Below are 24,847 nucleotides of genomic sequence, written 5' to 3' on the forward strand. Positions count from 1 at the left end.
TGCCGCGGCGAGCGCCTCTGCGCCCAATACTCACAATCTTTACCTTTTCCTAACATTTCCAGGCTTGACCTCTCAGGCGGATGATAAGCATTATCATTAACCTTTCGTCGGCCAGGTCCCCCTGTGAGTCAGTCCCGGTTCAACTCTGTCTTCCTCATCCAGCGTCTTACCCTGCTGCGCACCCTGCAGCGCATGGTGGGCAACCCCAACACTGCCGAAGACCTGTTGCAGGAAACCTACCTGCGGGTTTCCCGCGCGCTCGGTGAGCGGCCCATCGAACACATCGAGCCGTTCGTGTTCCAGACCGCGCGCAACCTGGCCCTCGACCACCTGCGCGCACGCCGGGTGCAATCGCGCATGCTGGTCGACGACGTGCCCGACGAGGTCCTGCACAGCGTGGCCGCACCGGCCACCAGCAGCGAGGATGCGGCCCATGCCGAGCAGTTGCTCAGGCACCTGAGCATCAGCCTCAACCAGTTGAGCGAACGCCAGCAGCGCATCTTCATCCTCAGCCGCCTGCATGGCGCCACCTACCTGGAAATCGCCGAACAACTGAATGTTTCGCCCAGCACGGTACAGAAGGAACTGAAACTGATCATGGCGATCTGCATGGGCGTCGCCGACCGCCTCAAGTGAGGCAACCCAAAGCCCTTGCCACACCCCGCCTCAGCCTTGATCATTCGAAAAAAACCATTCAAGGATTCACCGTGACCGACAGCCCTGCCCCTCGCCCGTCACCCGCCGGGCCCAGCGCCCGTGCTCGTGCCATGGACGAGGCGCTGGACTGGCTGGTACGCCTGCAATGCGCCGACGCCGAGGACACCCAGGCCTTCGAAGCCTGGCTGAGCGCAGCGCCGGAAAATGCCGAGGCCTATGTCGAGGCAGAAGCATTGTGGAACGGCGCACCGCTGCACCAGGTGGCCGTACAGATGCATCGGCAACAGCGCCGCTCGTGGCGCGGGCGCCTGCGCAGCCACTGGAAACCCCTGGCCACGGCAGCGCTGCTGCTGGTCGGGCTGTTCACCCTCGGCAACCTGCCCATGCGCCTGCAGGCCGACCACCTGACAGTGGTGGGAGAACGCCAGCGCCTGCAGCTAGAAGATGGGGCGAAAGTGCTGCTCAACACCAATTCGGCATTTGCCAGCGAGCAGCGTGATGGTCGCCAGGTCGCCCGCCTATTGCAGGGTGAGGCCTATTTTCAGGTCCCCGAGGGCGCGCTGCTGCCACTGGAAGTGCAGGCCGGGCCGTTGCGCGCGCAGGTGCGCGACACCGACTTTGCCGTGCGCTACCTCGACGGCGAGGCACAGGTGCGGGTGCAGCGCGGCGATGTCGACCTGCAGGGGGCCCGCGACCAGCGCATCCGCCTGAGCGCCGGCGACAGCATCAGCGTCGGCCCCCAGGGGTTCGGCCAGCGCCAGCGCCCCGACATGCACAAGGACCTGGCCTGGGTCGACGGCCGCCTGGTGTTCGAGAACTGCCCGCTGAGCCAGGTGCTGGCCGAGGTGCAGCGCTACTACCCGGGCTGGATCATCAACCGCAATGCGCAGCTGGAAGACATGGCGGTCACCGGCAACTACCGCCTCGACCAGCCGCTGGAAACCCTGCGTTCACTGGCCCACATCACCGCGGCACAGCTGCATGAGTACCCGGCGCTGGTTATCCTGAACTGATCTTTTGCCTGTCTCGGCCTCATCGCCGGCAAGCCAGCTCCCACCCCGACCGCATTGGCCTCAAGCAATGCGATGTCCCTGTGGGAGATTACCCAGCCCTTTTGGGCTGCGCTGTCGCGCAGAGAACAAATATCGCTCGTCTGACGCGGCCTTTGTAGGAGCAGCCTTGTGCTACGAAGAGGCCGGTACAAGCAACACAGGCTTTGTCAGTACCGGCCTCTTCGCAGCACAAGGCTGCTCCTACAGAACCTCGCCGAACCAATGAGTCATGTGTTGTTCTATGAGAGCTGGCTTGCCGGCGATGAGGCCCGTGCAGGCAGCACATGATCATGGCCCCCTGAATTTATTTTTACGCAGTCACGCTACCCCGCCCGTCTCGTTATAGCCAATGCAACTGATTCTCGTTTGAAAACGAGGACAGCCATCACCTATAACAGTCCGCGCGTCAGGGAGCGCTTCCGATGTCCACAGGTCCTACCCGCCCCTCCACCCTTCCTCGCCATGGAGGGCAACTGTCCCTCCTGAGCCTTTCCCTACTGAACCTGGCCCTGCTCGCCAGCGGAGCCATCAGCCTGCCGGCACTGGCCGCCGAGCCGGCACAGGCCAGCAGCCCGCGCATGGGCGACTACCGCTTCAGCATCGGCCAGCAGCCGCTGGTTACGGCCATCAATGCTTTCAGCCAGGTCACCGGCTGGCAGGTCGGCTTCAGCGCCGAACTGGCCGACGGCGTGGCATCGCCAGGGGTGCAGGGTTCGCTACCACCGGAAGCCGCGCTCAAGCGCCTGCTGCACGGCACCGGCCTGGGCTTTCGCAAGATCAGCAACGGCAATGTGGTGCTCGAACGCCAGGCCAGCGCCAATGTGATTGCCCTGCAGCAGGTGACCGTCAGCGCCACCCGCAGCGCCCAGGACGTCAGCCAGGTGCCGAGCACCGTCAGCGTGCAGACCCGCGAGCAACTGGACCGGCAGAACGTGAACAACATCCAGGACCTGGTGCGCTACGAACCAGGTGTGTCGGTAGCCGGCACCGGCCAGCGCAGCGGCCTGAACGGCTACAACATCCGTGGTATCGATGGCGAGCGCATCCTCACCCAGGTGGACGGCGTGTCGATCCCCGACAGCTTCTTCTTCGGCCCCTACGCCCAGACCCAGCGCAACTACGTTGACCCGGAGATCGTCAAGCGTGTGGAAATCCTCCGCGGCCCGGCCTCGGTGCTGTATGGCAGCAACGCCATCGGCGGGGCGGTGAGCTACTTCACCCTCGACCCGGACGACATCATCAAGCCTGGCAAGGACGCCGGTGCCCGCCTGAAAACCGGCTACAGCTCGGCCGACGAAAGCTGGCTGACCTCGGCCACCGTCGCCGGCCGCCAGGGCGACTTCGACGGCCTGTTGCACCTGAGCCAGCGCAACGGTCACGAAACCGAGACCCACGGCGGCCACAGCGGTGACGGCCTGGCGCGTACCGAAGCCAACCCGATGGACGTGCGCACCACAAACGTGCTGGCCAAGCTGGGCTGGAACTACGCCGACGAAGCGCGCCTGGGCTTCACCTACGAGCGCTACAAGGATGATCGCGACCAGAACATCCTCAGTGCGGTGGGCGGGCCTTTCATTCCTGGCTTTGGTGCCCCAGGTTACTACAAGGCGCGTAACGGCAACGACACCGTCACCCGCGAACGCCTTGGCATCAACCATGAGTTCGGCCTGGATTCGCTGGTCGCCGACCATGTGAAGTGGAGCCTGAACTACCAGATCGCCAAGACCGACCAGCACACCGAGGAAGTCTACGCACCGCCTGGCCGTCAGGTACTGCGTACCCGAGACACCCTGTACAAGGACCGCCAGTGGGTATTCGACGCCCAGCTGGACAAGGCCTTCAGCCTCGGCGCCACCGACCACCTGTTGACGTACGGCACCACCCTCAAGCACGAGAAGGTCACCGGTTCCCGCAGCGGCACCGGTACCTGCCTGGCCGTTGGTTCAGGCTGTTCTGCCGCTGGCGCCGAGCGCCCGGCAGACGGCCAGGCCCTGGTCAGCGACTTCCCGGACCCGACCGTGAACACCTACAGCCTGTTCGTGCAGGATGAAATCCGCTGGAACAACTGGACCTTCATGCCTGGTGCTCGTTACGACTACACGCGCATGGAGCCCAGGTTCACCGAGGAATTCCTGCGTGGCCTGGAGTCCAGCGGTACCGCACCAACCTCCCAGAACGACTCGGACAAGAAGTGGCACCGCGTCTCGCCCAAATTCGGCCTGACCTACGCCTTCAACGACAACTACACCTGGTATGGCCAGTACGCCGAAGGTTTCCGCACCCCGACTGCCAAATCCATGTACGGGAAGTTTGAGAACATCGAGCAAGGCTACCGCGTCGAAGGCAACCCGGGTCTCGAACCCGAAAAGAGCAAAAGCTATGAAACCGGTCTGCGTGGCAACTTCGACGCCGGTAATTTCGACGTGGCGGTGTTCTACAACAAGTACCGCGACTTCATCGACGAAGATGCCGTACAAAGCGCCAACCTGGAGCAGACCTTCAAGGCCAACAACATCAAGCACGCCACCATCAAGGGTACCGAGGTCAAGGGCCGCCTGAACCTCGACCACTTCGGTGCGCCGCAGGGCCTGTATACCCAGGGCTCGATCGCCTACACCTATGGCCGCAACGATGACACCGGCGAGCCACTGAACAGCGTCAACCCGCTCAAGGGCGTGTTCGGCCTGGGTTACGAACAACAACACTACGGCGGCCTGCTGAGCTGGACATTGGTCAAGCGCAAGACCCGCGTCGACGACAGTACCTTCTACTCGCCCGACGGCTCGAGCTCCAAGTTCCGCACCCCGGGCTACGGGGTGCTGGACCTGACCGGTTACTACAAGGTCACCGACGACGTGACCATCAACGCCGGCCTGTACAACCTCACCGACAAGAAGTACTGGCAGTGGGATTCGGTACGCAGCTACGACGGCCAGGGTGAAGCGGCCGTGACCCAGCCGGCCAACATCGACCGCCTGACCATGCCGGGGCGCAACTTCGGCATCAATGTGGTTTGGGATATCTGACCTGGATTATCGCTGACAGGTTTGTTTCGTCAGTGCCGGCCTCTTCGCGGGTAAACCCGCTCCCACAGGTATCGCGCAGACCTCGGGCCTATGATGTCCCTGTGGGAGCGGGTTTACCCGCGAAGAGGCCAGCACTACCAGCACAAATACCAGCTTTTTTTACTGTCCCGCCCCCGCTGTTTCGTCTTGTCTCTAGACCCCCCTCTTCCAAGGACTGCCCCATGACCGACCGCCCAGCCCTGCGCTCCCAGCGCCTCAACCAGATCACCCACGCCCCCCACGCCGAACTGGATGCTCTGGTCAAAGCCCACGCGCCCTTCGACAGCCGCGAAAGCTTCGCCCGCTTCGTGGTCGCCCAGTACCTGTTCCAGGCCGAGCTGCAGGCCCTGTACAACGACCCGCAACTGATCGCCATCATCCCCGACCTGGCCGAGCGCTGCCGTGCCGAACAGGCCCGCCTGGACCTCGCCGACCTCGACACCGAAGTACCGCCAGCCGTACCGGGGGCCCTGCGCAACCCGAGCCTGGGCGAGGCAATGGGCTGGATCTTCGTCTCCGAAGGCTCCAAACTGGGCGCTGCGTTTCTGATCAAGCGTGCCGTGGCCCTGGAACTGTCCGAAACTTTCGGTGCCCGACACCTGGGCGAACCGGCCGGTGGCCGTGCCGAAGGCTGGAAACAGTTCACCCGCATTCTTGATGGCCTGGCCCTGTCGGCCGAAGAGGAAGCCGCTGCCGAACGCGGCGCAGTTGCTGCCTTCGAGCGCTTCACCAAGCTGCTCAAGCATGCCTATGCTGCAGATGCCGCGCTGGTTTGACACGCCATACCCCGGCCACCCTACCGGTGGCCGAACCGCTTCCATGCAGTGAGACCATGACCCGACCCGCCCGTTCGAAACTCGCCCGCCTGCTGTATGCGACCTTGGCTTACGTGAGCCTGGGCGTGGGCCTGGTCGCGATCGTCATTCCCGGCCTGCCGACCACCGAATTCATCCTGCTGGCTGCCTGGGCAGCCACACGCAGTTCGCCGCGCCTGTCTGCCTGGCTGGAAAACCACCGGTTGTTCGGGCCGATCCTGCACAACTGGCGCAATGGCAAGGTGATCCAGCGCCGGGCCAAGGTCAGCGCGACCCTCAGCATGCTGCTGTGCGCGGGCCTGATGCTGACGTTCCTGGAACACCGCTGGCCGGTGTTCCTGGCCATTGCCGGCATGACCCTGGGCAACCTGTGGATCTGGTCCCGCCCCGAGCACGCCCCCTGCCCTGCCCCGTCACAAGCTCAGCAGCCCTGAGTACAGGGCATAGGCCGCCAGCGCGGCACCTGCCAGCACGGCAGCGAAAATCAGCTTTTCCCAAGTGGTGAACAAGGTTTTACCCTGCTCATGCTTGGCCCTGGCGAACAGGATCACGCCCGGCGCGTACAGCAGCGCCGACAGCAGCAGGTACTTCAGCCCGCCGGCGTACAACAGCCACACGGCATATACCAGGGCAACCAGCGCCACCAGCAGGTCCTTGCGGCGCAGGGCCGGCTGCTCGTCGTAGGTTTCTGCACGTACCGCCAGCAGCACGGCGTAGGCCGCCGACCACAGGTAGGGCACAAGAATCATCGACGAGGCCAGGTAGATCAGGCTGGTATAGGTACCGGCGGAAAACAGCGTGATCAGCAGGAAGCCCTGGATCATGCAGTTGGTCAGCCACAGGGCGTTGGCCGGTACATGGTTGGCGTTTTCCTTGGCCAGGAAACGCGGCATGGTCTTGTCCCGCGCCGTGGCGTAGAGGATCTCGGCACACAGCAACGCCCACGACAGCAGCGCGCCAAGCAGCGAAACCGCCAGGCCGATACTGATCAGCAAGGCACCCCATGGCCCGACGATATGCTCCAGCACCGAAGCCAGTGACGGGTTCTGCAGCCCGGCCAGTTGCGGCTGGGTCATCACCCCCAGCGACAGCACGTTGACCAGCACCAGCAGCGCCAGCACTCCCAGGAAACCGATCACCGTGGCCTTGCCCACATCCGAGCGGCGCTGGGCGCGCCCGGAATACACGCTGGCGCCCTCGATACCGATGAACACGAACACGGTGACCAGCATCATGTTGCGCACCTGCTCCAGCACGCTGCCGAACTGCGGGTTGCTCAGGCCCCAGATGTCACGTGTGAAGATATCGGCGCGGAAGGCGAACGCCGCGATCACCACGAAAATCAGCAACGGTACCACCTTGGCCACGGTGGTCACCTGGTTGATGAACGCCGCTTCCTTGATGCCGCGCAGCACCAGGAAATGCACCGCCCACAGCAGCAGCGAGGCGCAACCGATGGCAATTGGCGTGTTGCCCTCGCCGAACACCGGGAAGTAGAAGCCCAGGGTGCTGAACAGCAGCACGAAGTAGCCGACGTTGCCCAGCCAGGCACTGATCCAGTAGCCCCAGGCCGAGGAAAAACCCATGTATTCGCCAAAGCCGGCCTTGGCGTAGGCGTACACTCCTGAGTCCAGCTCCGGCTTGCGGTTGGCCAGGGTCTGGAATACGAAAGCCAGGGCCAACATGCCGACTGCGGTGATACCCCAACCGATCAGCACAGCCCCCACATCGGCACGCGCCGCCATGTTCTGCGGCAACGAGAAGATCCCGCCTCCAATCATCGAGCCGACCACCAATGCGATCAGCGCGCCCAGGCGCAGCTTCTGTCCCGGTTCGCTCATGAGCCTTCCTTTTTTTGCGCACTGTCATGGGCTTGAAACAGCCATGCGGTCCATATAAGTGTTGCTACTTATAATGATCCTGACCAATGAAGCTATAGCACTAATAACTGCTTTGTCTATGCCAGCTTTTGAGTAAAACCTAGCAGCTCCGGAGCAACTAGAAAAGAATCCGATAAAACTCGAAATTCTTGTGAAAAATTTGCGAAAGCGGCAAAAACGGCTAGCGTCAAGCATCGCAGGCTGAACAGAGCGTTTGCTCTAGATGGACATGGAGGTGCCAGCATGCAAGGCCTGCGGCATAAGTTGTCGGCACTCTCCAGGAGCTTCGTGAAGGAATTTTCCTACTTCACGTCGCCATGAACTGACCCAAGTCAGCGAATGGCAGCGGCGTCGGATTTACTCTGTCGTCAACTTTCTCCTGGCAGGAGTTGTTAAATGTCTGATTCATCCGGAAAACTAAAGCTCGGCGCGTTAGTTGCACTTGTCGTCGGTTCGATGATTGGTGGCGGGATCTTCTCGCTGCCGCAAAACATGGCTGCCAGCGCAGGGGTTGGTGCTGTACTGATCGGCTGGGCGATCACCGCGGTCGGCATGCTGACCCTGGCGTTCGTGTTCCAGACCCTGGCCAACCGCAAGCCTGACCTGGATGGCGGGGTGTATGCCTACGCCAAGGCCGGTTTTGGCGACTACATGGGCTTCTCCTCGGCCTGGGGCTACTGGATCAGTGCCTGGCTGGGCAACGTCGGCTACTTCGTGCTGCTGTTCAGTACCCTGGGCTACTTCTTCCCGATCTTCGGCGAAGGCAACACCCCGGCCGCCATCATCGGCGCATCAGTGCTGCTGTGGGCCGTGCATTTCCTGGTGCTGCGCGGCATCAAGGAAGCAGCATTCATCAACCTGATCACCACCGTGGCCAAGGTGGTACCGCTGCTGCTGTTCGCCCTGATCTGCCTGTTCGCCTTCAAGCTCGACATCTTCACCGCCGACATCTGGGCGGTAGGTACGCCAGAGCTGGGCAGCGTGATGAACCAGGTGCGCAACATGATGCTGGTCACCGTGTGGGTGTTCATCGGCATCGAGGGTGCGAGCATCTTCTCGTCGCGGGCGGAAAAACGCTCTGACGTGGGCAAGGCCACGGTCATCGGCTTCGTCACCGTGCTGCTGTTCCTGGTGCTGGTCAACGTGCTGTCGCTGGGCATCATGACCCAACCAGAACTGGCCAAGCTGCAGAACCCGTCGATGGCTGCCGTACTGGAGCATGTGGTCGGCCACTGGGGCGCGGTACTGATCAGCGTCGGCCTGATCATCTCGCTGCTCGGGGCCCTGCTGTCGTGGGTGCTGCTGTGCGCCGAGATCATGTTCGCCGCCGCCAAGGACCATACCATGCCGGAGTTCCTGCGCCGCGAGAACGCCAACCAGGTACCGGCCAACGCCCTGTGGCTGACCAACGCCATGGTGCAGATCTTCCTGGTGATCACGCTGTTCTCCAGCAGTACCTACCTGTCGCTGATCTACCTGGCCACCTCGATGATCCTGGTGCCCTACCTGTGGTCGGCCGCCTATGCCTTCCTGCTGGCTCTGCGTAGCGAAACCTACGAGCAGGCCCTGGCCGAACGGCAGAAGGACCTGGTGATCGGTGGTATCGCCCTGTTGTACGCCGTCTGGCTGCTGTACGCCGGTGGCGTGAAATACCTGCTGCTCTCGGCCCTGCTCTACGCACCTGGCGCAATCCTGTTCGCCAAGGCCAAGCGTGAGGTTGGCCAACCTGTCTTCACCAACGTGGAAAAACTGATCTTCGCAGCCGTGGTCATCGGTGCCCTGGTGGCAGCCTTTGGCCTGTACGACGGCTTCCTGACCCTTTGACCCACGTCTTCGTTCAACTGGAGGAATGAAATCATGTCCGCTGAAAAACAGAAGTACGGTGTCCACTCCGAAGCCGGCAAACTGCGCAAAGTGATGGTTTGCTCGCCGGGCCTCGCGCACAAGCGCCTGACGCCGAGCAACTGTGACGAGCTGCTGTTCGACGACGTGATCTGGGTCGACCAGGCCAAGCGTGACCATTTCGACTTTGTCACCAAGATGCGCGAGCGTGGCGTGGATGTGCTGGAGATGCACAACCTGCTGACCGACATCGTCCAGCAACCCGAAGCACTGAAGTGGATCCTCGATCGCAAGATCACCTCCGACACTGTCGGCGTCGGCCTGACCAACGAAGTGAGAAGCTGGCTCGAAGGCCTCGAGCCACGCCATCTGGCCGAGTTCCTGATTGGCGGCGTGGCAGGCCAGGACTTGCCGGAAAGCGAAGGCGCCAGCGTGGTCAAGATGTACAACGACTACCTGGGCCACTCCAGCTTCATCCTGCCACCGTTGCCCAACACCCAGTTCACCCGCGACACCACCTGCTGGATCTATGGCGGCGTCACGCTCAACCCGATGTACTGGCCGGCGCGCCGCCAGGAAACCCTGTTGACCACAGCCATCTACAAGTTCCACAAGGAGTTCACCGGCGCCGACTTCCAGGTGTGGTACGGCGACCCGGACAAGGACCACGGCAACGCCACCCTCGAGGGTGGTGACGTGATGCCGATCGGCAAAGGCATCGTGCTGATCGGCATGGGCGAGCGCACCTCGCGCCAGGCCATCGGCCAGTTGGCGCAAAACCTGTTCGCCAAGGGCGCGGTGGAAAAAGTCATCGTCGCCGGCCTGCCGAAATCCCGTGCTGCCATGCACCTGGACACCGTGTTCAGCTTCTGCGACCGCGACCTGGTCACGGTCTTCCCGGAAGTGGTGAAAGAGATCGTGCCGTTCATCATCCGCCCGGACGAAAGCAAGCCTTACGGCATGGACGTGCGCCGCGAGAACAAGTCGTTCATCGAGGTGGTGGGCGAGCAGCTTGGGGTCAAGCTGCGCGTGGTCGAAACCGGTGGCAACAGCTTTGCCGCCGAGCGCGAACAGTGGGATGACGGCAACAACGTGGTGGCCATGGAACCGGGCGTGGTCATTGGCTACGACCGCAACACCTACACCAATACCCTGCTACGCAAGGCCGGGATCGAGGTCATCACCATCAGTGCCGGCGAACTGGGCCGGGGCCGGGGCGGCGGCCACTGCATGACCTGCCCGATCGTGCGCGACCCGATCGACTACTAACGACCATTACCCCCCGGCCGCCCTCACCAAGCGGCGGCCGGTGCGTTCACCAAACTCAAGGAGAAAAGTCATGGCGTTCAATATTCACAACCGCAACCTGCTCAGCCTGGAACACCACACCACCCGCGAGCTGCGCTACCTGCTGGACCTGTCCCGCGACCTCAAGCGCGCCAAGTACACCGGTACCGAGCAGCAGCACCTGAAAGGCAACAACATCGCGCTGATCTTCGAAAAAACCTCTACCCGTACCCGCTGCGCCTTCGAAGTGGCCGCCTATGACCAGGGGGCCAATGTCACCTACATCGACCCGACCTCCTCGCAGATCGGCCACAAGGAAAGCATGAAGGACACTGCCCGCGTGCTCGGGCGCATGTACGACGCCATCGAGTACCGGGGCTTCAAGCAGGAAATCGTCGAAGAGCTGGCCAAGTTCGCCGGCGTTCCGGTGTTCAACGGCCTGACCGACGAATACCACCCAACCCAGATGATTGCCGACGTGCTGACCATGCGCGAGCACAGCGACAAGCCGCTGCACGACATCAGCTACGCCTACCTGGGCGACGCCCGCAACAACATGGGCAACTCGCTGCTGCTGATCGGCGCCAAGCTTGGCATGGACGTACGCATCGCCGCGCCCAAGGCGCTGTGGCCGCATGACGACCTGGTCGAACGTTGCCACAAGTACGCCGAGGAAAGCGGCGCACGCATCACCCTCACCGAAGACCCGGTTGCCGCGGTCAAGGGTGTGGACTTCGTGCACACCGACGTGTGGGTATCGATGGGTGAGCCGATCGAAGCCTGGGGTGAGCGCATCAAGCTGCTCAAGCCGTATCAGGTGAATGCACAGCTGATGAAGTCCACCGGCAACCCGCGGACCAAGTTCATGCACTGCCTGCCGGCGTTCCACAACTCCGAAACCAAGGTAGGCAAGCAGATCGCCGAACAGTACCCGGACCTGGCCAACGGTATCGAAGTGACCGACGACGTCTTCGAGTCGCCGGCCTGCATCGCCTTCGAGCAGGCGGAAAACCGCATGCACACGATCAAGGCGATCCTGGTGTCGACACTGGCTGACCTCTGACAACCACCTCGATCCTGTGGGAGCTGGCTTGCCGGCGATACAGGCAACTCGGTGCATGGCACCGGCTTCGCCGGTGATCGCCGGCAAGCCAGCTCCCACAATGGATCGAGGCGCTCACCCTATATCCGCAAAGGACATTCCCCATGCGTATCGTTGTTGCATTGGGCGGCAACGCCCTGCTGCGTCGCGGCGAGCCCATGACCGCTGACAACCAGCGCGCCAATATTCGCACCGCCACCGAACAGATCGCCAAGATCCACCCAGGCAACGAACTGGTCATTGCCCACGGCAACGGCCCGCAAGTTGGCCTGCTGTCGCTGCAGGGCCTGTCCTACAAGCCCGACGAGGCCTACCCGCTGGACGTGCTTGGGGCCGAGACCGAGGGCATGATCGGCTACATGATCGAACAGGAACTGGGCAACTTGCTGGCCTTCGAAGTGCCGTTCGCCACCCTGCTGACCCAGGTCGAAGTGGACGCCAACGACCCCGCCTTCAAGGACCCGACCAAGTTCATCGGCCCGGTCTATGGCAAGGAAGAGGCCGAGCGCCTGGCCAAGGAAAAGGGTTGGGTGGTCAAGGCCGACGGCGACAAGTACCGCCGAGTGGTGGCCAGCCCGAAACCCAAACGCATCTTCGAGATCCGCCCGATCAAGTGGCTGCTGGAAAAGAGCAGCATCGTGATTTGCGCCGGCGGCGGCGGCATCCCCACCATGTACGATGAGAACCGCAAGCTCAAGGGCATCGAGGCGGTGATCGACAAGGACCTGTGCTCGGCCCTGCTGGCAGAGCAGCTGGACGCCGACCTACTGATCATTGCCACCGACGTCGATGCGGCCTATGTTGACTGGGGCAAGCCCACACAAAAGGCCATTGCCCAGGCCCACCCCGACGAACTCGAACGCCTTGGCTTCGCCGCCGGCTCCATGGGGCCGAAGGTGCAGGCCGCCTGCGACTTTGCCCGCAACACCGGCAAAGTGGCAGTGATCAGTTCGCTGGAGAACATCGAGGACATCGTCAAAGGCACCGCCGGCACGCGCGTTTCCACCGCGAAGCCGGGGATCAGCTACCGTTGAATGCAGTAGGCGGGCGCCAGCGTCCGCCATTTTCGACCTTCCAAAGGAGCTTGCCATGGCCCAGTACCAACCCGGTCATGTACACATCGAGCGCACCGCGCTGAACCAGAATGACCACAGCTATGACCTGAACATCGAATACGAGGCAGTGTCGGACCCCAAGGAAGGTAGAGGCATCCAGTTCAAGATGCATGGCAGCATCGAAGGCAAGCCAGTGGAAGAAAAGTTCTTCCTGGCCAAGGACCAGGTATTGCCCAGCTTCCTCATGCAGTTGAGCCGAAGGGCGCAGTCGTACCTGAAGCCACCGAAGAAGTTCGAGAGCCTGAGCTCGCCGCACAAGCTTTATGACCATATGTTCGCGGACATTCGCGAAAAGCTGGATGTGAAATCGGGCGACCCGATCAAGCCTGAACATCTGGAGTGATTTCAGGATCCGGGGGCTGCTTTGCAGCCCATCGCGACACAAGGCCGCTCCTACAGGGTGTGGCGCTGTACCTGTAGGAGCGGCCTTGGGTCGCGATGGGCCGCAAAGCGGCCCCGACAATGTTGAGGCATACTACCGCCCTCCCCCAGCCACAACCGCACCCTCCCCATGCGCATCCACGTCAGCTTCATCGACCGCGTCGGCATCACCCAGGAAGTCCTCGCCCTGCTCGGTGCCCGCAACCTCAACCTGGACGCCGTGGAGATGGTCCCGCCGAACGTCTACATCGACGCCCCTACCCTCAGCCCCGCCGTGCTCGAAGAACTGCACGACGCGCTGTTCGAGGTACATGGCGTGCAATCGGTGGACGTGGTCGACATCCTCCCTGGCCAACGCCGGCACCTGCAGCTCGATGCCCTGCTGGCTGCGATGAGCGACCCGGTGCTGGCCGTGGACAGTGCCGGCAAGGTGCTGCTGGCCAACCCGGCGCTGATCGAACTGTGCGGCCGCGAATCGGCCGGGCGCTCGGTGGGTGAGCTGTTCGGCGACCCGGCGCTGCTGCAGGCCCTGCTGGACAACAACTTCCACCTGCCCATGCGCGAGATGCAGCTCAACGGCCAGAGCCTGTTGCTGGACGCCATGCCGATCACCAACGCCGGTGGCCTGCTGACGCTGTACCCGCCTACGCGCATGGGCGAACGCCTGTCGGCCCTGCACCACGACCATGCCGAAGGCTTCGATGCCTTGCTCGGCGAGTCACCGGCCATCCGCACCCTCAAGGCCCGCGCCCTGCGCGTGGCGGCGCTCGATGCACCGCTGCTGGTGCATGGCGAAACCGGCACCGGCAAAGAACTGGTAGCCCGCGCCTGCCACGCCATCAGCAGCCGCCACGCGGCACCATTCCTGGCGCTGAACTGTGCTGCGCTGCCCGAGAGCCTGGCCGAAAGCGAACTGTTCGGCTACGCCCCCGGGGCCTTCACCGGCGCACAACGGGGCGGCAAGCCCGGGCTGATGGAGCTGGCCAACCAGGGCACGGTATTCCTCGATGAAATCGGCGAGATGTCGCCATACCTGCAGGCCAAGCTGCTGCGCTTTCTCAGCGATGGCAGCTTCCGCCGGGTGGGTGGCGACCGCGAAGTGAAGGTGGATGTACGCATCATCAGCGCCACCCACCGCGACCTGGAGCGCATGGTCGCCGAAGGCAGCTTCCGCGAAGACCTGTTCTACCGCCTGAACGTGCTCAATCTGCAAGTGCCACCGCTGCGCGACCGCGGCCAGGACATCCTGATGCTGGCGCATTTCTTCATGCAGCAGGCCTGCACGCAGATCCAGCGCCCACCCTGCAGGCTGACCCCGGCTACCCATTCGGCACTGCTGGCCAACCCTTGGCCGGGCAATGTGCGCCAGCTGCAGAACGTGATATTCCGCGCCGCAGCCATCTGCGAGGGCAACCTGGTGGATATTGGTGACCTGGACATCGCTGGCACCTCGGTGGCCCGTGGTCAGGACGGCGAAGTGGCCAGCCTGGAACAGGCCGTGAGTGATTTCGAGCGCGAACTGCTGCAACGCCTGTACGCCAGCTACCCATCCACGCGGCAACTGGCCGGGCGCTTGCAAACTTCACATACCGCCATTGCGCAGCGCCTGCGCAAATATGGAATACCGAGCAAAGCCTGATACCTGTCAGATAGCGTCAACGGGGCTGCTACGCAGCCCATCGCAGGCAAGCCAGCTCCCACAGGTATCGCACACGTGCTGAATTCTGCGCGATACCTGTGGGAGATTGCCCAGCCCTTTTGGGCTGCGCTGTCGCGCAGAGAACAAATATCGCTCGTCTGACGCGTCCTTTGTAGGAGCAGCCTTGTGCTGCGAAGAGGCCGGTACTGACAAAGCCTGTCTGTTGCTTGTACCGGCCTCTTCGCAGCACAAGGCTGCTCCTACAGAACCTCGCTGAACCAATGAGTCATGTGTTGTGCCATGTGAGAGCTGGCTTGCCTGCGATGGGCCGCAAAGCTGCCCCTGATAGTTATTGCAATAATCCGGTTGTTATTCAGGCTTTTCCTACGCCAGTGAAAGATACTCTCCCACGTATGCCTCGTAGAATGGTGACAGTGTATTCCCACCTGTCACCCCACTTGCCCGCCCCATAGCGGGAAGTGGTCCGCTACTGGATATAACGAGAGCACCTGATGTTTGAACTCGATTTTTACGGGACGCTTGTAGCCGCCTCTTTGGTACTGTTATTGGGGCGCGGCCTGGTCGCGCGTATTGGTTTCCTGCGCACTTACAATATTCCGGAACCTGTCGCTGGCGGGCTGGTAGTGGCCTTGGCGTTCCTGGTGTTGCGCAGTTTCGATATCCACGTGCAATTCGATACTTCACTGCAAACTCCTCTGATGCTGGCATTCTTCGCCACCATCGGTTTGAGTGCAGACTTCGCCAGCCTGAAAAAAGGTGGCCGCGTGGTTACCGTGTTCCTGCTGGTGGTAACCGGCTTGCTGCTGGTCCAGAACGCCATGGGTATCGGCCTGGCAACGGCACTTGGCCTCGACCCGCTGATGGGCCTGCTGGCCGGCTCTATTACCTTGTCCGGCGGCCACGGTACAGGCGCCGCGTGGGGGGCCACTTTCACCGAAAAGTTCGGTCTGGCGTCGGCCTCCGAACTCGCAATGGCATCAGCTACCTTCGGCCTGGTACTGGGTGGCCTTATTGGTGGCCCGGTCGCCCGGTTGCTGATCAGACGGGTAACGACACCTGGTATCGAAGAACCAGCACCACGACTGCCCAAGGGTTTCGAACAACCAGACAAAGAACGCTTGATCACGCCGTTTTCATTTATCGAAACATTGGCGCTGATCGCTGTCAGTTTACTCGCAGGCTCGTTACTTAACGGTATGCTGAAAGGCACTGCGTTTGAACTGCCAACGTTCGTTTGCGTACTGTTCGTGGGCGTGGTGTTGCGAAACGGCCTTTCGGCGCTCGGCTTTTATCAAGTATTCGAACGGGAAGTCTCGGTATTGGGCAATGTGAGCTTGTCGTTATTCCTGGCCATTGCCTTGATGTCGCTCAAGTTGTGGGACCTTTCAGCGCTGGCATTACCATTCTTTGCATTGCTCGCCGCACAGACATTGGTCATGGCACTGTTCGCGATATTCGTCACGTTCCGGGTAATGGGCCGCAACTATGATGCAGCGGTACTGGCTGCCGGGCACTGTGGTTTCGGCCTGGGTGCAACGCCAACGGCAATCGCCAACATGCAAGCGGTGACCCAGCGCTACGGAGCCTCGCGCATTGCCTTCCTGGTGGTGCCGATGGTGGGGGCATTCTTCATCGACATCATCAATGTCATCGTCATCAAGCTGTATCTGGCGTTGCCCTGGATTGCCTAGATCGAGGTCAGGCCATGCTCCAGGGCGTATTTCACGAGTGCCGCAGGGGTATCGATATTGAGCTTGCGCCTGATGCTCAGCCGATAGGTTTCCACTGTACGGACACTGATATCCAGCTCTTGGGCCATTTTCTTGTTGTTGTGCCCCTTGGCGATCATTGACAGCACTTGCAACTCACGGGGCGTCAGCTCGTGCTCGTCCCGGTTGCTCACGGCGAGCTTGCGAGTGATTTCCGAGCTGTAGAAGCTTCCTCCCGCAGCGATGGCCTCGATGGCCGCGATGAGCTCTGCGGAAGGCGCATTCTTCAGCACATAACCTAGCGCTCCGGAACTGATGGAGGTGCGGACGTACTCCTGGTTGTCGTACATGCTCAGCATGAGGATCCTGATATCCGGGTAGCGTTCGCGCAGCTTGCGCGTGAGCTCCAACCCGTTCATGTCCTGAAGCCCTACGTCGACCAGGAGAATGTCCAGTTCAGTAGTCGCTACCAACTCGATTGCCTGGGCTCCTGACTCGGCCTGGCCGACAACCTCGAAGTGCGGGATCGCGCACAGCAGCGCCTTTACGCCGTCACGCACAAGGACGTGGTCGTCGACCAGGGCGATTCTGACCGGATGGGTTACGCTCATGGAGTCCTCGAGGGTTGGCGTGGCAAGGCTGCTCAGCTGATCGTAACCGGTATCTGCACCTGTAGCTCGGTACGGCCGTAAGAGGATGCGATGTTGACGCTACCCGAGTGGTGGTCCACTCGTTCGCGAATGTTCCTCAGGCCGATACCGTGGCACTCGTCTGCTGCGCGGGTGTCGAACCCTACCCCGTTGTCCTCCACACGCAATACGATCATGCCCTGCTGTTGCGTGACGGAAACGATCGCGGCAGTGGCTTTGGCATGACGCTCCACGTTCGCGAGGGCCTCTTGAATGATGCGGAACAGCGTCAACCTGAGGCTGGTATCGATGTCCGCCGCATCCATTCCACATTCGTACTGGGTGTGAATCGAGGTACGTTGCTCGAACTCACGGACATGTTGCTCGATGGCAGGCGACAACCCCAACGTGTCCAGAAGCGAGGGGCGCAGATCATGGGAAATGCGGCGTATCTCACCGATCGCCGCGCCAAGTCTGCAAGTACCTTTGCGCAGGTTTTCCAGGCCCTCGCTCCGGCCGTTGGCCAGTTCGATGGCGGCCAGCTCATACTGGAACTTGATCGACACCAGCTCCTGACTGATCCCGTCATGCAGTTCACGCGAAACCCGCGAGCGCTCCTCCTCCTGCAGGTTCACGATCCGCTGGTTGAGCGTGGAAAGCTTACGGTCCGCCAGGCGATGCTCACTGACGTTCAGCATCAGGCCACCGGTAAAAATCACCAGTACGGCAATCAACGAGAACGAGGCGATCGCCAGAACCGTGGTCAGTACCCCGGTAGCGACCTCTTGCCGGGACTTGCGGGTCGCCACCTCCACATCGTCGATATATATGCCTGTGCCAAGCATCCAGCCCCAACGGTCCAGCATCACGACATATGACAGTTTCCCGGTAATCTGCCCGGAAGAAGGCTTCTGCCAGTCGTACAACTGGAATCCATCGCCCTCCCTGGCGCTCTTGAGCAGCGCCTGGATGACCGGTAGCCCGTTCTTGTCGGTCAGCGTAATGAGTTGCTTGCCAACCAGCTCGGACTGCCTCGGGTGCATCAGGTTCTTGCCCTGCTGGTCATACACGAAGAAGTAGCCGTCGAGGCCGAAGTTGGCTTGGGACAGGATCTCCAGTGCACGCTGCCGAGTTGCTTCATTATCGGTGCTGCCTTCATACAACGGCGCGATGAGGCTCATCGCCAGGCTTAGGTAGTTTTTCAACTCGGCCTTCTTTGCTGCCATGATGCTGCTTTCAACCAGGCGTGCCTGTTCCTCCTCCAGCTTGCGACTCTGGGCAAACACGAGGACACAGATGAACAGGACCGAAAGGACGAGTGGAAGCACACTGAGAGTGACGATCTTGTGCTTGAGTTGCATGGTCATTTCCAATGCAGGAGCGGGCCGGCAACAGCACTATGCCTGCTGCCGGCCTTCCAATGCGAGAGCACCATGATGAACGTTGCGCCTGCCTGGGCTAGTCAGCGCTCAGCAGCAACGAACTGGGCGTCCCTTCCCGCCACCGTAACGTGCCTCCTGGCGCTCCCGGAAAAACGCCTCGTAGGACATCAGCGGTTTTTCCGGGTGCTTGAGCTGCATGTGCTCCACATAGGCGTCGTAGTCTGGCATGCCGACCAGCATCCGGGCGGCTTGCCCCAGGTACTTACCCATCTTGCTCAGGTCATTGAACATTCCGGGCGCCCCTCAGACGTCCGGCTGTGGCTGGAACGGTGATTCCTTGTCGGTGCGCTCGGGCATGACCCAGGCACGGCGCCCGACCTTCACGGCAAAGCAAAGAATGCTAAGGACCACCAACAGGAACAATGCTGTCAGCGTCGCGTTGGTATAGGCATTGAACACAACGTGCTGCATTTGCATCAGATCCTTCGCAGGCGCCAGCACCTGGCCTGCAACGGCAGCATCACTGTACTTCTTGGCAAGCGCCAGGAAGCCCATCGAGGGGTCCTTGTCCAGCAGCTTTATAAGACCGGCCGTAGTGGTGCAGATCAGCAGCCAGACGGCTGGAATCAAGGTAACCCAGACGTATCGCTGACGCTTCATGCGGATAAGCACCACACAGCCGAGCATGAGCGCGATCCCGGCCAGCATCTGGTTGGAGATGCCGAACAGCGGCCACAGGGTGTTGATGCCACCCAGCGGGTCGATCACCCCTTGGTACAGCAGCCAGCCCCACATGGCCACGCAACCTGCGGTAGCGATCAGGTTCGCCGCCCAGGAGTCGGTCTTCTTCAGTGCCGGCACGAAATTGCCGAGCAGATCCTGCAGCATGAAGCGCCCTGCACGGGTGCCGGCATCGACGGCGGTGAGGATGAACAGTGCCTCGAAGAGAATTGCAAAGTGGTACCAGAACGCCATGGTGTTCTCGCCTGGCAGCGCCTGGTGGAGGATCTGGGCAATCCCCACGGCCAAGGTCGGCGCTCCGCCGGCGCGAGCCAGGATGGTGTGCTCGCCAATGTCGGCGGCAGTCTGTTGCAGGATTTCCGGTGTTATGGTGAAACCCCAGCTGCTCACGGTAGCCGCCACGGTCGCGACATCGCCACCCACCACAGCGGCCGGGCTGTTCATGGCGAAGTAGATCCCAGGTTCGATGACCGATGCCGCGACAATGGCCATGATCGCGACGAAGGACTCCATCAGCATCGCGCCGTAGCCGATGTAACGGGCATGACTTTCATTGGCCAACAGCTTGGGTGTGGTACCCGAACTGATCAACGCGTGGAAGCCAGACACCGCGCCGCATGCCACGGTGATGAACAGGAAGGGGAACAGGGCGCCCTTCCAGACCGGGCCCGTACCATCGATGAAGTGGGTAACGGCTGGCATTTTCAGGTCGGGGGCGATGACCAGGATGCCGATTGCCAGGGCGACGATGGTCCCGATCTTGAGGAAGGTCGAAAGGTAGTCCCGTGGCGCCAGGATCAGCCAGACGGGCAGTACCGCGGCAACGAAGCCATAGCCGATGAGCATCCAGGTAATCTGCAACCCGGTGAAGGTGAACGCAGGCCCCCAGACTGGATCGGCGGCGACCAGTCCACCGCACCAGATGGACGCCAGCAGCAGGACCACGCCGATCACAGAGATCTCACCGATACGCCCTGGGCGCAGGTAGCGCATGTAGACGCCCATGAACACTGCAATCGGCAACGTGGCCATTACCGTGAACATGCCCCAGGGGCTCTCCGCCAGCGCCTTGACCACGATCAGAGACAACACCGCGAGGATGATGATCATGATCAGGAAGGCACCGAACAAGGCAATGGTACCGGGAATGGAACCCATTTCTTCGCGTACCAGTTCGCCCAGGGAGCGACCATTGCGACGGGTGGAGATGAACAGCACCATGAAGTCCTGGACAGCGCCCGCCAGGACCACACCGGCGATCAGCCAGAGTGTTCCGGGCAGGTAGCCCATTTGCGCGGCAAGCACCGGGCCAACCAGAGGGCCCGCGCCGGCAATGGCAGCAAAGTGGTGCCCGAAGAGAATGTGCTTGTTGGTCGGTACGTAGTCCAGGCCGTCGTTGTTGAGTACGGCGGGCGTGGCGCGTGTGGCGTCCAGTTGCATCACCTTGTTGGCGATGAACAGGCTGTAGTAACGGTAGGCAATGAGGTAGATGGCGACTGCTGCCGTCACGATCCAGAGGGCGTTGATGGCTTCGCCTCTGCGTAGTGCAAGGGTGCCCAGCGCGAACGCACCAAGCAAGGCAACGGCAAACCAGGCAATTCGGGTAGCCAGTGTGGTCATCGAATTTTCTCCTGTCGCGGGTGGTAAACCTGCGACGGCTTTTGTTGTTGTATGTGTCCGGATAAGGACGGCGACACTTTCGCCATGCCGGGTCCATAAGAAAATTCGCAGTACTACGGGCGCGATCTACGTAGAACTACGTAGAACGGGCATCGCAAGAAGGGCCGCCTGAAGAACTGACGGCTGAAACTCGCGCCCTGCAGGCAGGATTGTATTGATTTCAGTACATCGTATTGAAATCAATACACACCCATACAGATACGGCAGTGCAAGGGTTTGATCCCCAAACCCTTTTCCATCCCCCTCCCGCTGTAGCGTTTTCATTCCACAAGAATGACAAATTGAATACGTAAAACAATTAACATATTGATTTAAAAGGTTTTTTAACGATTGGCCGCATTTTTGCTAAGGGAATCCCAACCCCAAGAGCGCGGAGCCACCGCGCCTAACGCCCTGCTTCCCGAGGATTCCCCATGAGCGAGTTGCGTTTCACTGAAGATCACGAATGGCTGCGCGTCGAAGCCGATGGCAGCGTTACCGTGGGCATCACCGCCTACGCCCAGAACGCCCTTGGCGATGTGGTCTACGTGCAACTGCCAGAGCTGCAGCAGTACGACAAAGGCGCCGAAGCCTCCACCGTGGAATCGGTGAAAGCCGCCAGCGGCGTGTACATGCCCCTGGCCGGTGAAGTGGTCGCCGTCAACGAAGCCCTCAACGACAGCCCCGAGCTGGTCAACGAAGACCCGCTGGGAGACGGCTGGTTCTTCCGCTTCAACCCGGCCGACATGAGCGAAGTCACCGCCCTGCTCGACCAAGACGCCTACGACCGCCTGATCAAAGCCAACGACGACGCCTGAGGAACCCCGCCATGACCATCAACCTCGGCACCGCCAACGAATTCATCGCCCGCCACATCGGCCCGCGCGCCGCTGACGAGCAGGCCATGCTGGCCGCCCTCGGCTTCGACTCGCTGGAAGCCATGACCGCAGCGGTCATCCCTGACAGCATCAAGGGCACCAGCGTGCTCGGCTCGCACGACGGGCAGAGCGAAGCCGACGCGCTTGCCGCGCTCAAGGCCATCGCCGGCAAGAACCAGCTGTTCAAGAGCTACATCGGCCAGGGCTACTACAACACCCACACCCCGGCGCCGATCCTGCGCAACCTGCTGGAAAACCCGGCCTGGTACACCGCCTATACCCCGTACCAGCCAGAAATTTCCCAGGGCCGCCTGGAAGCGCTGCTGAACTTCCAGACCCTGATCAGCGACCTGACCGGCCTGCCGATCGCCAACGCCTCCCTGCTCGACGAAGCCACAGCTGCGGCCGAGGCCATGACCTTCTGCAAGCGCCTGTCGAAGAACAAGGCCAGCCACGCCTTCTTCGCCTCCGTGCACTGCCACCCGCAAACCCTCGACGTGCTGCGCACCCGTGCCGAGCCGCTGGGTATCGAGATCGTGGTCGGCGACGAACGCGAGCTGGGCGATGTCAGCGCCTTCTTCGGCGCCCTGCTGCAGTACCCGGCCAGCAACGGTGAAGTGTTCGACTACCGCGAAGTGGTCGAGCGCTTCCACGCCGCCAACGCCCTGGTCGCCGTGGCCGCCGACCTGCTGGCCCTGACCCTGCTGACCCCGCCGGGCGAGTTCGGTGCCGACGTGGCCATCGGCAGCGCCCAGCGCTTCGGTGTGCCGCTGGGCTTTGGTGGCCCGCACGCGGCCTACTTCTCCACCCGTGACGCATTCAAGCGCGACATGCCAGGCCGCCTGGTCGGCGTGTCGATCGACCGCTTCGGCAAGACCGCCCTGCGCCTGGCCATGCAGACCCGCGAACAGCACATCCGCCGCGAAAAGGCCACCAGCAACATCTGCACCGCCCAGGTGCTGCTGGCCAACATCGCCAGCATGTTCGCCGTGTACCACGGCCCGGCCGGCCTCAAGCGCATCGCCGAACGTACCCATGCCCTGACCGCGATCCTGGCCGCCGGCCTGAAGACGCTGGGCGTGCAGGTAGTGGGCGCCAGCGCCTTCGACACCCTGACCCTGGCCACCGGCAGCGCCACTGCCAGCCTGCATGACAAGGCCCGCGCCCAGGGCATCAACCTGCGCCAGATCGACGCCGCCCACGTGGGCCTGTCGCTGGACGAAACCACTAGCCAGGCCGATGTCGAGACCCTGTGGCAACTGATCGGTGGCGACCAGGCCCAGCCGGACTTCAACGCGCTGGCCGCCAGCACCGGCTCGCTGCTGCCTGCCGCCCTGCTGCGCCAGTCGGCCATCCTCTCGCACCCGGTATTCAACCGCTACCACAGCGAAACCGAGCTGATGCGCTACCTGCGCCGCCTTGCCGACAAGGACCTGGCGCTGGATCGCAGCATGATCCCGCTGGGCTCGTGCACCATGAAGCTGAACGCCGCCAGCGAAATGATCCCGGTCACCTGGGCCGAGTTCGGCAACCTGCACCCGTTCGCCCCCGCCGAGCAGAGCCAGGGCTACCTGCAGATGACCACCGAGCTGGAAGCCATGCTCTGCGCCGCCACCGGCTACGACGCCGTGTCGCTGCAGCCCAACGCCGGTTCCCAAGGTGAGTATGCAGGCCTGCTGGCCATTCGCGCCTACCACCGCAGCCGTGGCGAAGGCCACCGCGACATCTGCCTGATCCCGTCGTCGGCCCATGGCACCAACCCGGCAACCGCGCACATGGCCGGCATGCGCGTGGTGGTCACCGCCTGTGATGCCCGCGGCAACGTCGATGTCGAGGACCTGCGCGCCAAGGCCATCGAGCACCGCGAGCGCCTGGCCGCGATCATGATCACCTACCCGTCGACCCACGGCGTGTTCGAGGAAGCGATCGGCGAAATCTGCGCGATCATCCACGACAACGGTGGCCAGGTGTACATCGACGGCGCCAACATGAACGCCATGGTCGGCCTGTGCGCCCCAGGCAAGTTCGGCGGCGACGTTTCCCACCTGAACCTGCACAAGACCTTCTGCATCCCGCACGGCGGTGGCGGCCCGGGCGTCGGCCCGATCGGCGTCAAGTCGCACCTGGCGCCGTTCCTGCCCGGCCACGCGCAGCTGGAAAACACCGAGGGCGCGGTTTGTGCCGCGCCGTTCGGCAGCGCCAGCATCCTGCCGATCACCTGGATGTATATCCGCATGATGGGCGGTGCCGGCCTCAAGCGTGCCTCGCAGATGGCAATCCTCAACGCCAACTACATCGCCCGTCGCCTGGAAGAGCACTATCCTGTTCTCTATACCGGCGGCAACGGCCTGGTGGCGCACGAGTGCATCCTCGACCTGCGCCCGCTGAAGGACACCAGCGGTATCAGCGTCGACGACGTGGCCAAGCGCCTGATCGACTTTGGCTTCCACGCCCCGACCATGTCCTTCCCGGTGGCGGGCACGCTGATGATCGAACCGACCGAAAGCGAGTCCAAGGAAGAACTGGACCGCTTCTGCGACGCGATGATCCAGATCCGAGAAGAAATTCGCGCGGTCGAGAACGGTAGCCTGGACAAGGACGACAACCCGCTGAAGAACGCCCCGCACACTGCGGCCGAACTGGTTGGCGAATGGGCCCATGGCTACAGCCGCGAGCAGGCGGTGTACCCGCTGCCAAGCCTGGTGGAAGGCAAGTACTGGCCGCCGGTCGGCCGGGTCGACAACGTGTTCGGCGACCGCAACCTGGTGTGCGCCTGCCCGTCGATCGAGAGCTATCAGGACGCCTGACCCGGCGCTCTGGCCTCATCGCCGGCAAGCCAGCTCCCACAGGGGCCTCACCGCACCCAAGGCTGGTGCAATACCTGTGAGAGCTGGCTTGCCAGCCCTAAAGGGCTCACCTGTTTTCCAAGGCTGGTGCAGTACCTGTGGGAGCTGGCTTGCCGGCGATCGAGTGCGCAGCACTCGCCTTACCTT

General features: G+C 62.1%; 19 protein-coding genes. 14 read left to right on the plus strand and 5 right to left on the minus strand.

Annotated elements, in window-relative coordinates; all coding sequences use genetic code 11:
- Window positions 1-123: 123 nt before the first annotated feature.
- The 5 genes from CAG18_RS08650 (at window position 124) to CAG18_RS08670 (ending at window position 6,023) form a co-directional block, all read left to right on the plus strand.
- A complete protein-coding gene (locus tag CAG18_RS08650; protein WP_085720753.1) occupies window positions 124-636 on the plus strand; it encodes an RNA polymerase sigma factor in 513 nt (170 codons plus the stop codon).
- Window positions 637-707: 71 nt separating this feature from the next.
- Window positions 708-1,670, plus strand: a complete 963-nt coding sequence (locus CAG18_RS08655; protein WP_085720754.1) for a FecR domain-containing protein — start codon at window positions 708-710, stop codon at window positions 1,668-1,670.
- Window positions 1,671-2,131: 461 nt separating this feature from the next.
- Complete coding sequence (locus tag CAG18_RS08660) at window positions 2,132-4,735, plus strand: TonB-dependent receptor (protein WP_085720755.1); 2,604 nt, start codon at window positions 2,132-2,134, stop codon at window positions 4,733-4,735.
- Between the two features lie 221 nt (window positions 4,736-4,956).
- Window positions 4,957-5,550, plus strand: coding sequence for a biliverdin-producing heme oxygenase (locus CAG18_RS08665; protein ID WP_015269088.1), 594 nt, complete (start codon window positions 4,957-4,959; stop codon window positions 5,548-5,550).
- A 56-nt stretch (window positions 5,551-5,606) separates the two neighbouring features.
- Complete coding sequence (locus CAG18_RS08670) at window positions 5,607-6,023, plus strand: YbaN family protein (RefSeq protein WP_013971115.1); 417 nt, start codon at window positions 5,607-5,609, stop codon at window positions 6,021-6,023.
- On the opposite strand, the gene arcD (CAG18_RS08675) is transcribed toward CAG18_RS08670, so the two are convergent.
- Window positions 6,003-7,430, minus strand: a complete 1,428-nt coding sequence (arcD, locus tag CAG18_RS08675) for an arginine-ornithine antiporter (protein ID WP_013971114.1) — start codon at window positions 7,428-7,430, stop codon at window positions 6,003-6,005. The genes CAG18_RS08670 and arcD (CAG18_RS08675) overlap by 21 nt on opposite strands.
- Before the next feature lie 435 nt (window positions 7,431-7,865).
- On the opposite strand from arcD (CAG18_RS08675), the gene arcD (CAG18_RS08680) reads away from it, so the two are divergent.
- From arcD (CAG18_RS08680) to gltS, 7 genes are all read left to right on the plus strand, one after another.
- Complete coding sequence (gene arcD, locus CAG18_RS08680; RefSeq protein WP_015269087.1) at window positions 7,866-9,293, plus strand: arginine-ornithine antiporter; 1,428 nt, start codon at window positions 7,866-7,868, stop codon at window positions 9,291-9,293.
- A 33-nt stretch (window positions 9,294-9,326) separates the two neighbouring features.
- Window positions 9,327-10,580, plus strand: a complete 1,254-nt coding sequence (arcA, locus tag CAG18_RS08685) for an arginine deiminase (RefSeq protein ID WP_003257954.1) — start codon at window positions 9,327-9,329, stop codon at window positions 10,578-10,580.
- Window positions 10,581-10,650: 70 nt separating this feature from the next.
- Window positions 10,651-11,661: an ornithine carbamoyltransferase gene (locus CAG18_RS08690; RefSeq protein ID WP_013971112.1), complete on the plus strand. Its 1,011-nt coding sequence runs from the start codon at window positions 10,651-10,653 to the stop codon at window positions 11,659-11,661.
- Between the two features lie 143 nt (window positions 11,662-11,804).
- Window positions 11,805-12,734 carry a carbamate kinase gene (gene arcC, locus CAG18_RS08695; protein ID WP_003257953.1) on the plus strand — a complete coding sequence of 310 codons (930 nt, stop codon included), beginning with the start codon at window positions 11,805-11,807 and terminating at the stop codon, window positions 12,732-12,734.
- Between the two features lie 55 nt (window positions 12,735-12,789).
- A complete protein-coding gene (locus tag CAG18_RS08700; protein ID WP_013971111.1) occupies window positions 12,790-13,158 on the plus strand; it encodes a DUF5064 family protein in 369 nt (122 codons plus the stop codon).
- A 168-nt stretch (window positions 13,159-13,326) separates the two neighbouring features.
- Window positions 13,327-14,835, plus strand: coding sequence for a sigma-54-dependent transcriptional regulator (locus CAG18_RS08705; RefSeq protein WP_015269086.1), 1,509 nt, complete (start codon window positions 13,327-13,329; stop codon window positions 14,833-14,835).
- A 512-nt stretch (window positions 14,836-15,347) separates the two neighbouring features.
- Window positions 15,348-16,547, plus strand: a complete 1,200-nt coding sequence (gene gltS / locus CAG18_RS08710) for a sodium/glutamate symporter (RefSeq protein WP_039612756.1) — start codon at window positions 15,348-15,350, stop codon at window positions 16,545-16,547.
- On the opposite strand, the gene CAG18_RS08715 is transcribed toward gltS, so the two are convergent.
- From CAG18_RS08715 to CAG18_RS08730, 4 genes are all read right to left on the minus strand, one after another.
- Window positions 16,544-17,176 carry a response regulator transcription factor gene (locus tag CAG18_RS08715; protein WP_024086354.1) on the minus strand — a complete coding sequence of 211 codons (633 nt, stop codon included), beginning with the start codon at window positions 17,174-17,176 and terminating at the stop codon, window positions 16,544-16,546. The two genes, gltS and CAG18_RS08715, sit on opposite strands and share 4 nt — an antisense overlap.
- A 32-nt stretch (window positions 17,177-17,208) precedes the next feature.
- Window positions 17,209-18,555, minus strand: coding sequence for a cache domain-containing protein (locus CAG18_RS08720; RefSeq protein ID WP_024086353.1), 1,347 nt, complete (start codon window positions 18,553-18,555; stop codon window positions 17,209-17,211).
- A 108-nt stretch (window positions 18,556-18,663) separates the two neighbouring features.
- Window positions 18,664-18,867: a YbdD/YjiX family protein gene (locus CAG18_RS08725; protein WP_003257949.1), complete on the minus strand. Its 204-nt coding sequence runs from the start codon at window positions 18,865-18,867 to the stop codon at window positions 18,664-18,666.
- Between the two features lie 12 nt (window positions 18,868-18,879).
- The gene (locus tag CAG18_RS08730) at window positions 18,880-20,937 is read right to left on the minus strand and encodes a carbon starvation CstA family protein (RefSeq protein WP_085720756.1); all 2,058 of its coding nucleotides are present in this window, start codon (window positions 20,935-20,937) and stop codon (window positions 18,880-18,882) included.
- Window positions 20,938-21,410: 473 nt separating this feature from the next.
- Between CAG18_RS08730 and gcvH the strand changes: the two genes are divergently transcribed.
- Together gcvH and gcvP are read left to right on the plus strand one after the other, a co-directional pair.
- A complete protein-coding gene (gene gcvH, locus CAG18_RS08735; protein ID WP_015269081.1) occupies window positions 21,411-21,794 on the plus strand; it encodes a glycine cleavage system protein GcvH in 384 nt (127 codons plus the stop codon).
- Between the two features lie 11 nt (window positions 21,795-21,805).
- Window positions 21,806-24,661: an aminomethyl-transferring glycine dehydrogenase gene (gene gcvP / locus CAG18_RS08740; RefSeq protein ID WP_015269080.1), complete on the plus strand. Its 2,856-nt coding sequence runs from the start codon at window positions 21,806-21,808 to the stop codon at window positions 24,659-24,661.
- Window positions 24,662-24,847 lie beyond the last annotated feature (186 nt).

The organism is Pseudomonas sp. B22(2017), assembly GCF_002113105.1.
GTDB lineage: Bacteria > Pseudomonadota > Gammaproteobacteria > Pseudomonadales > Pseudomonadaceae > Aquipseudomonas > Aquipseudomonas asiatica.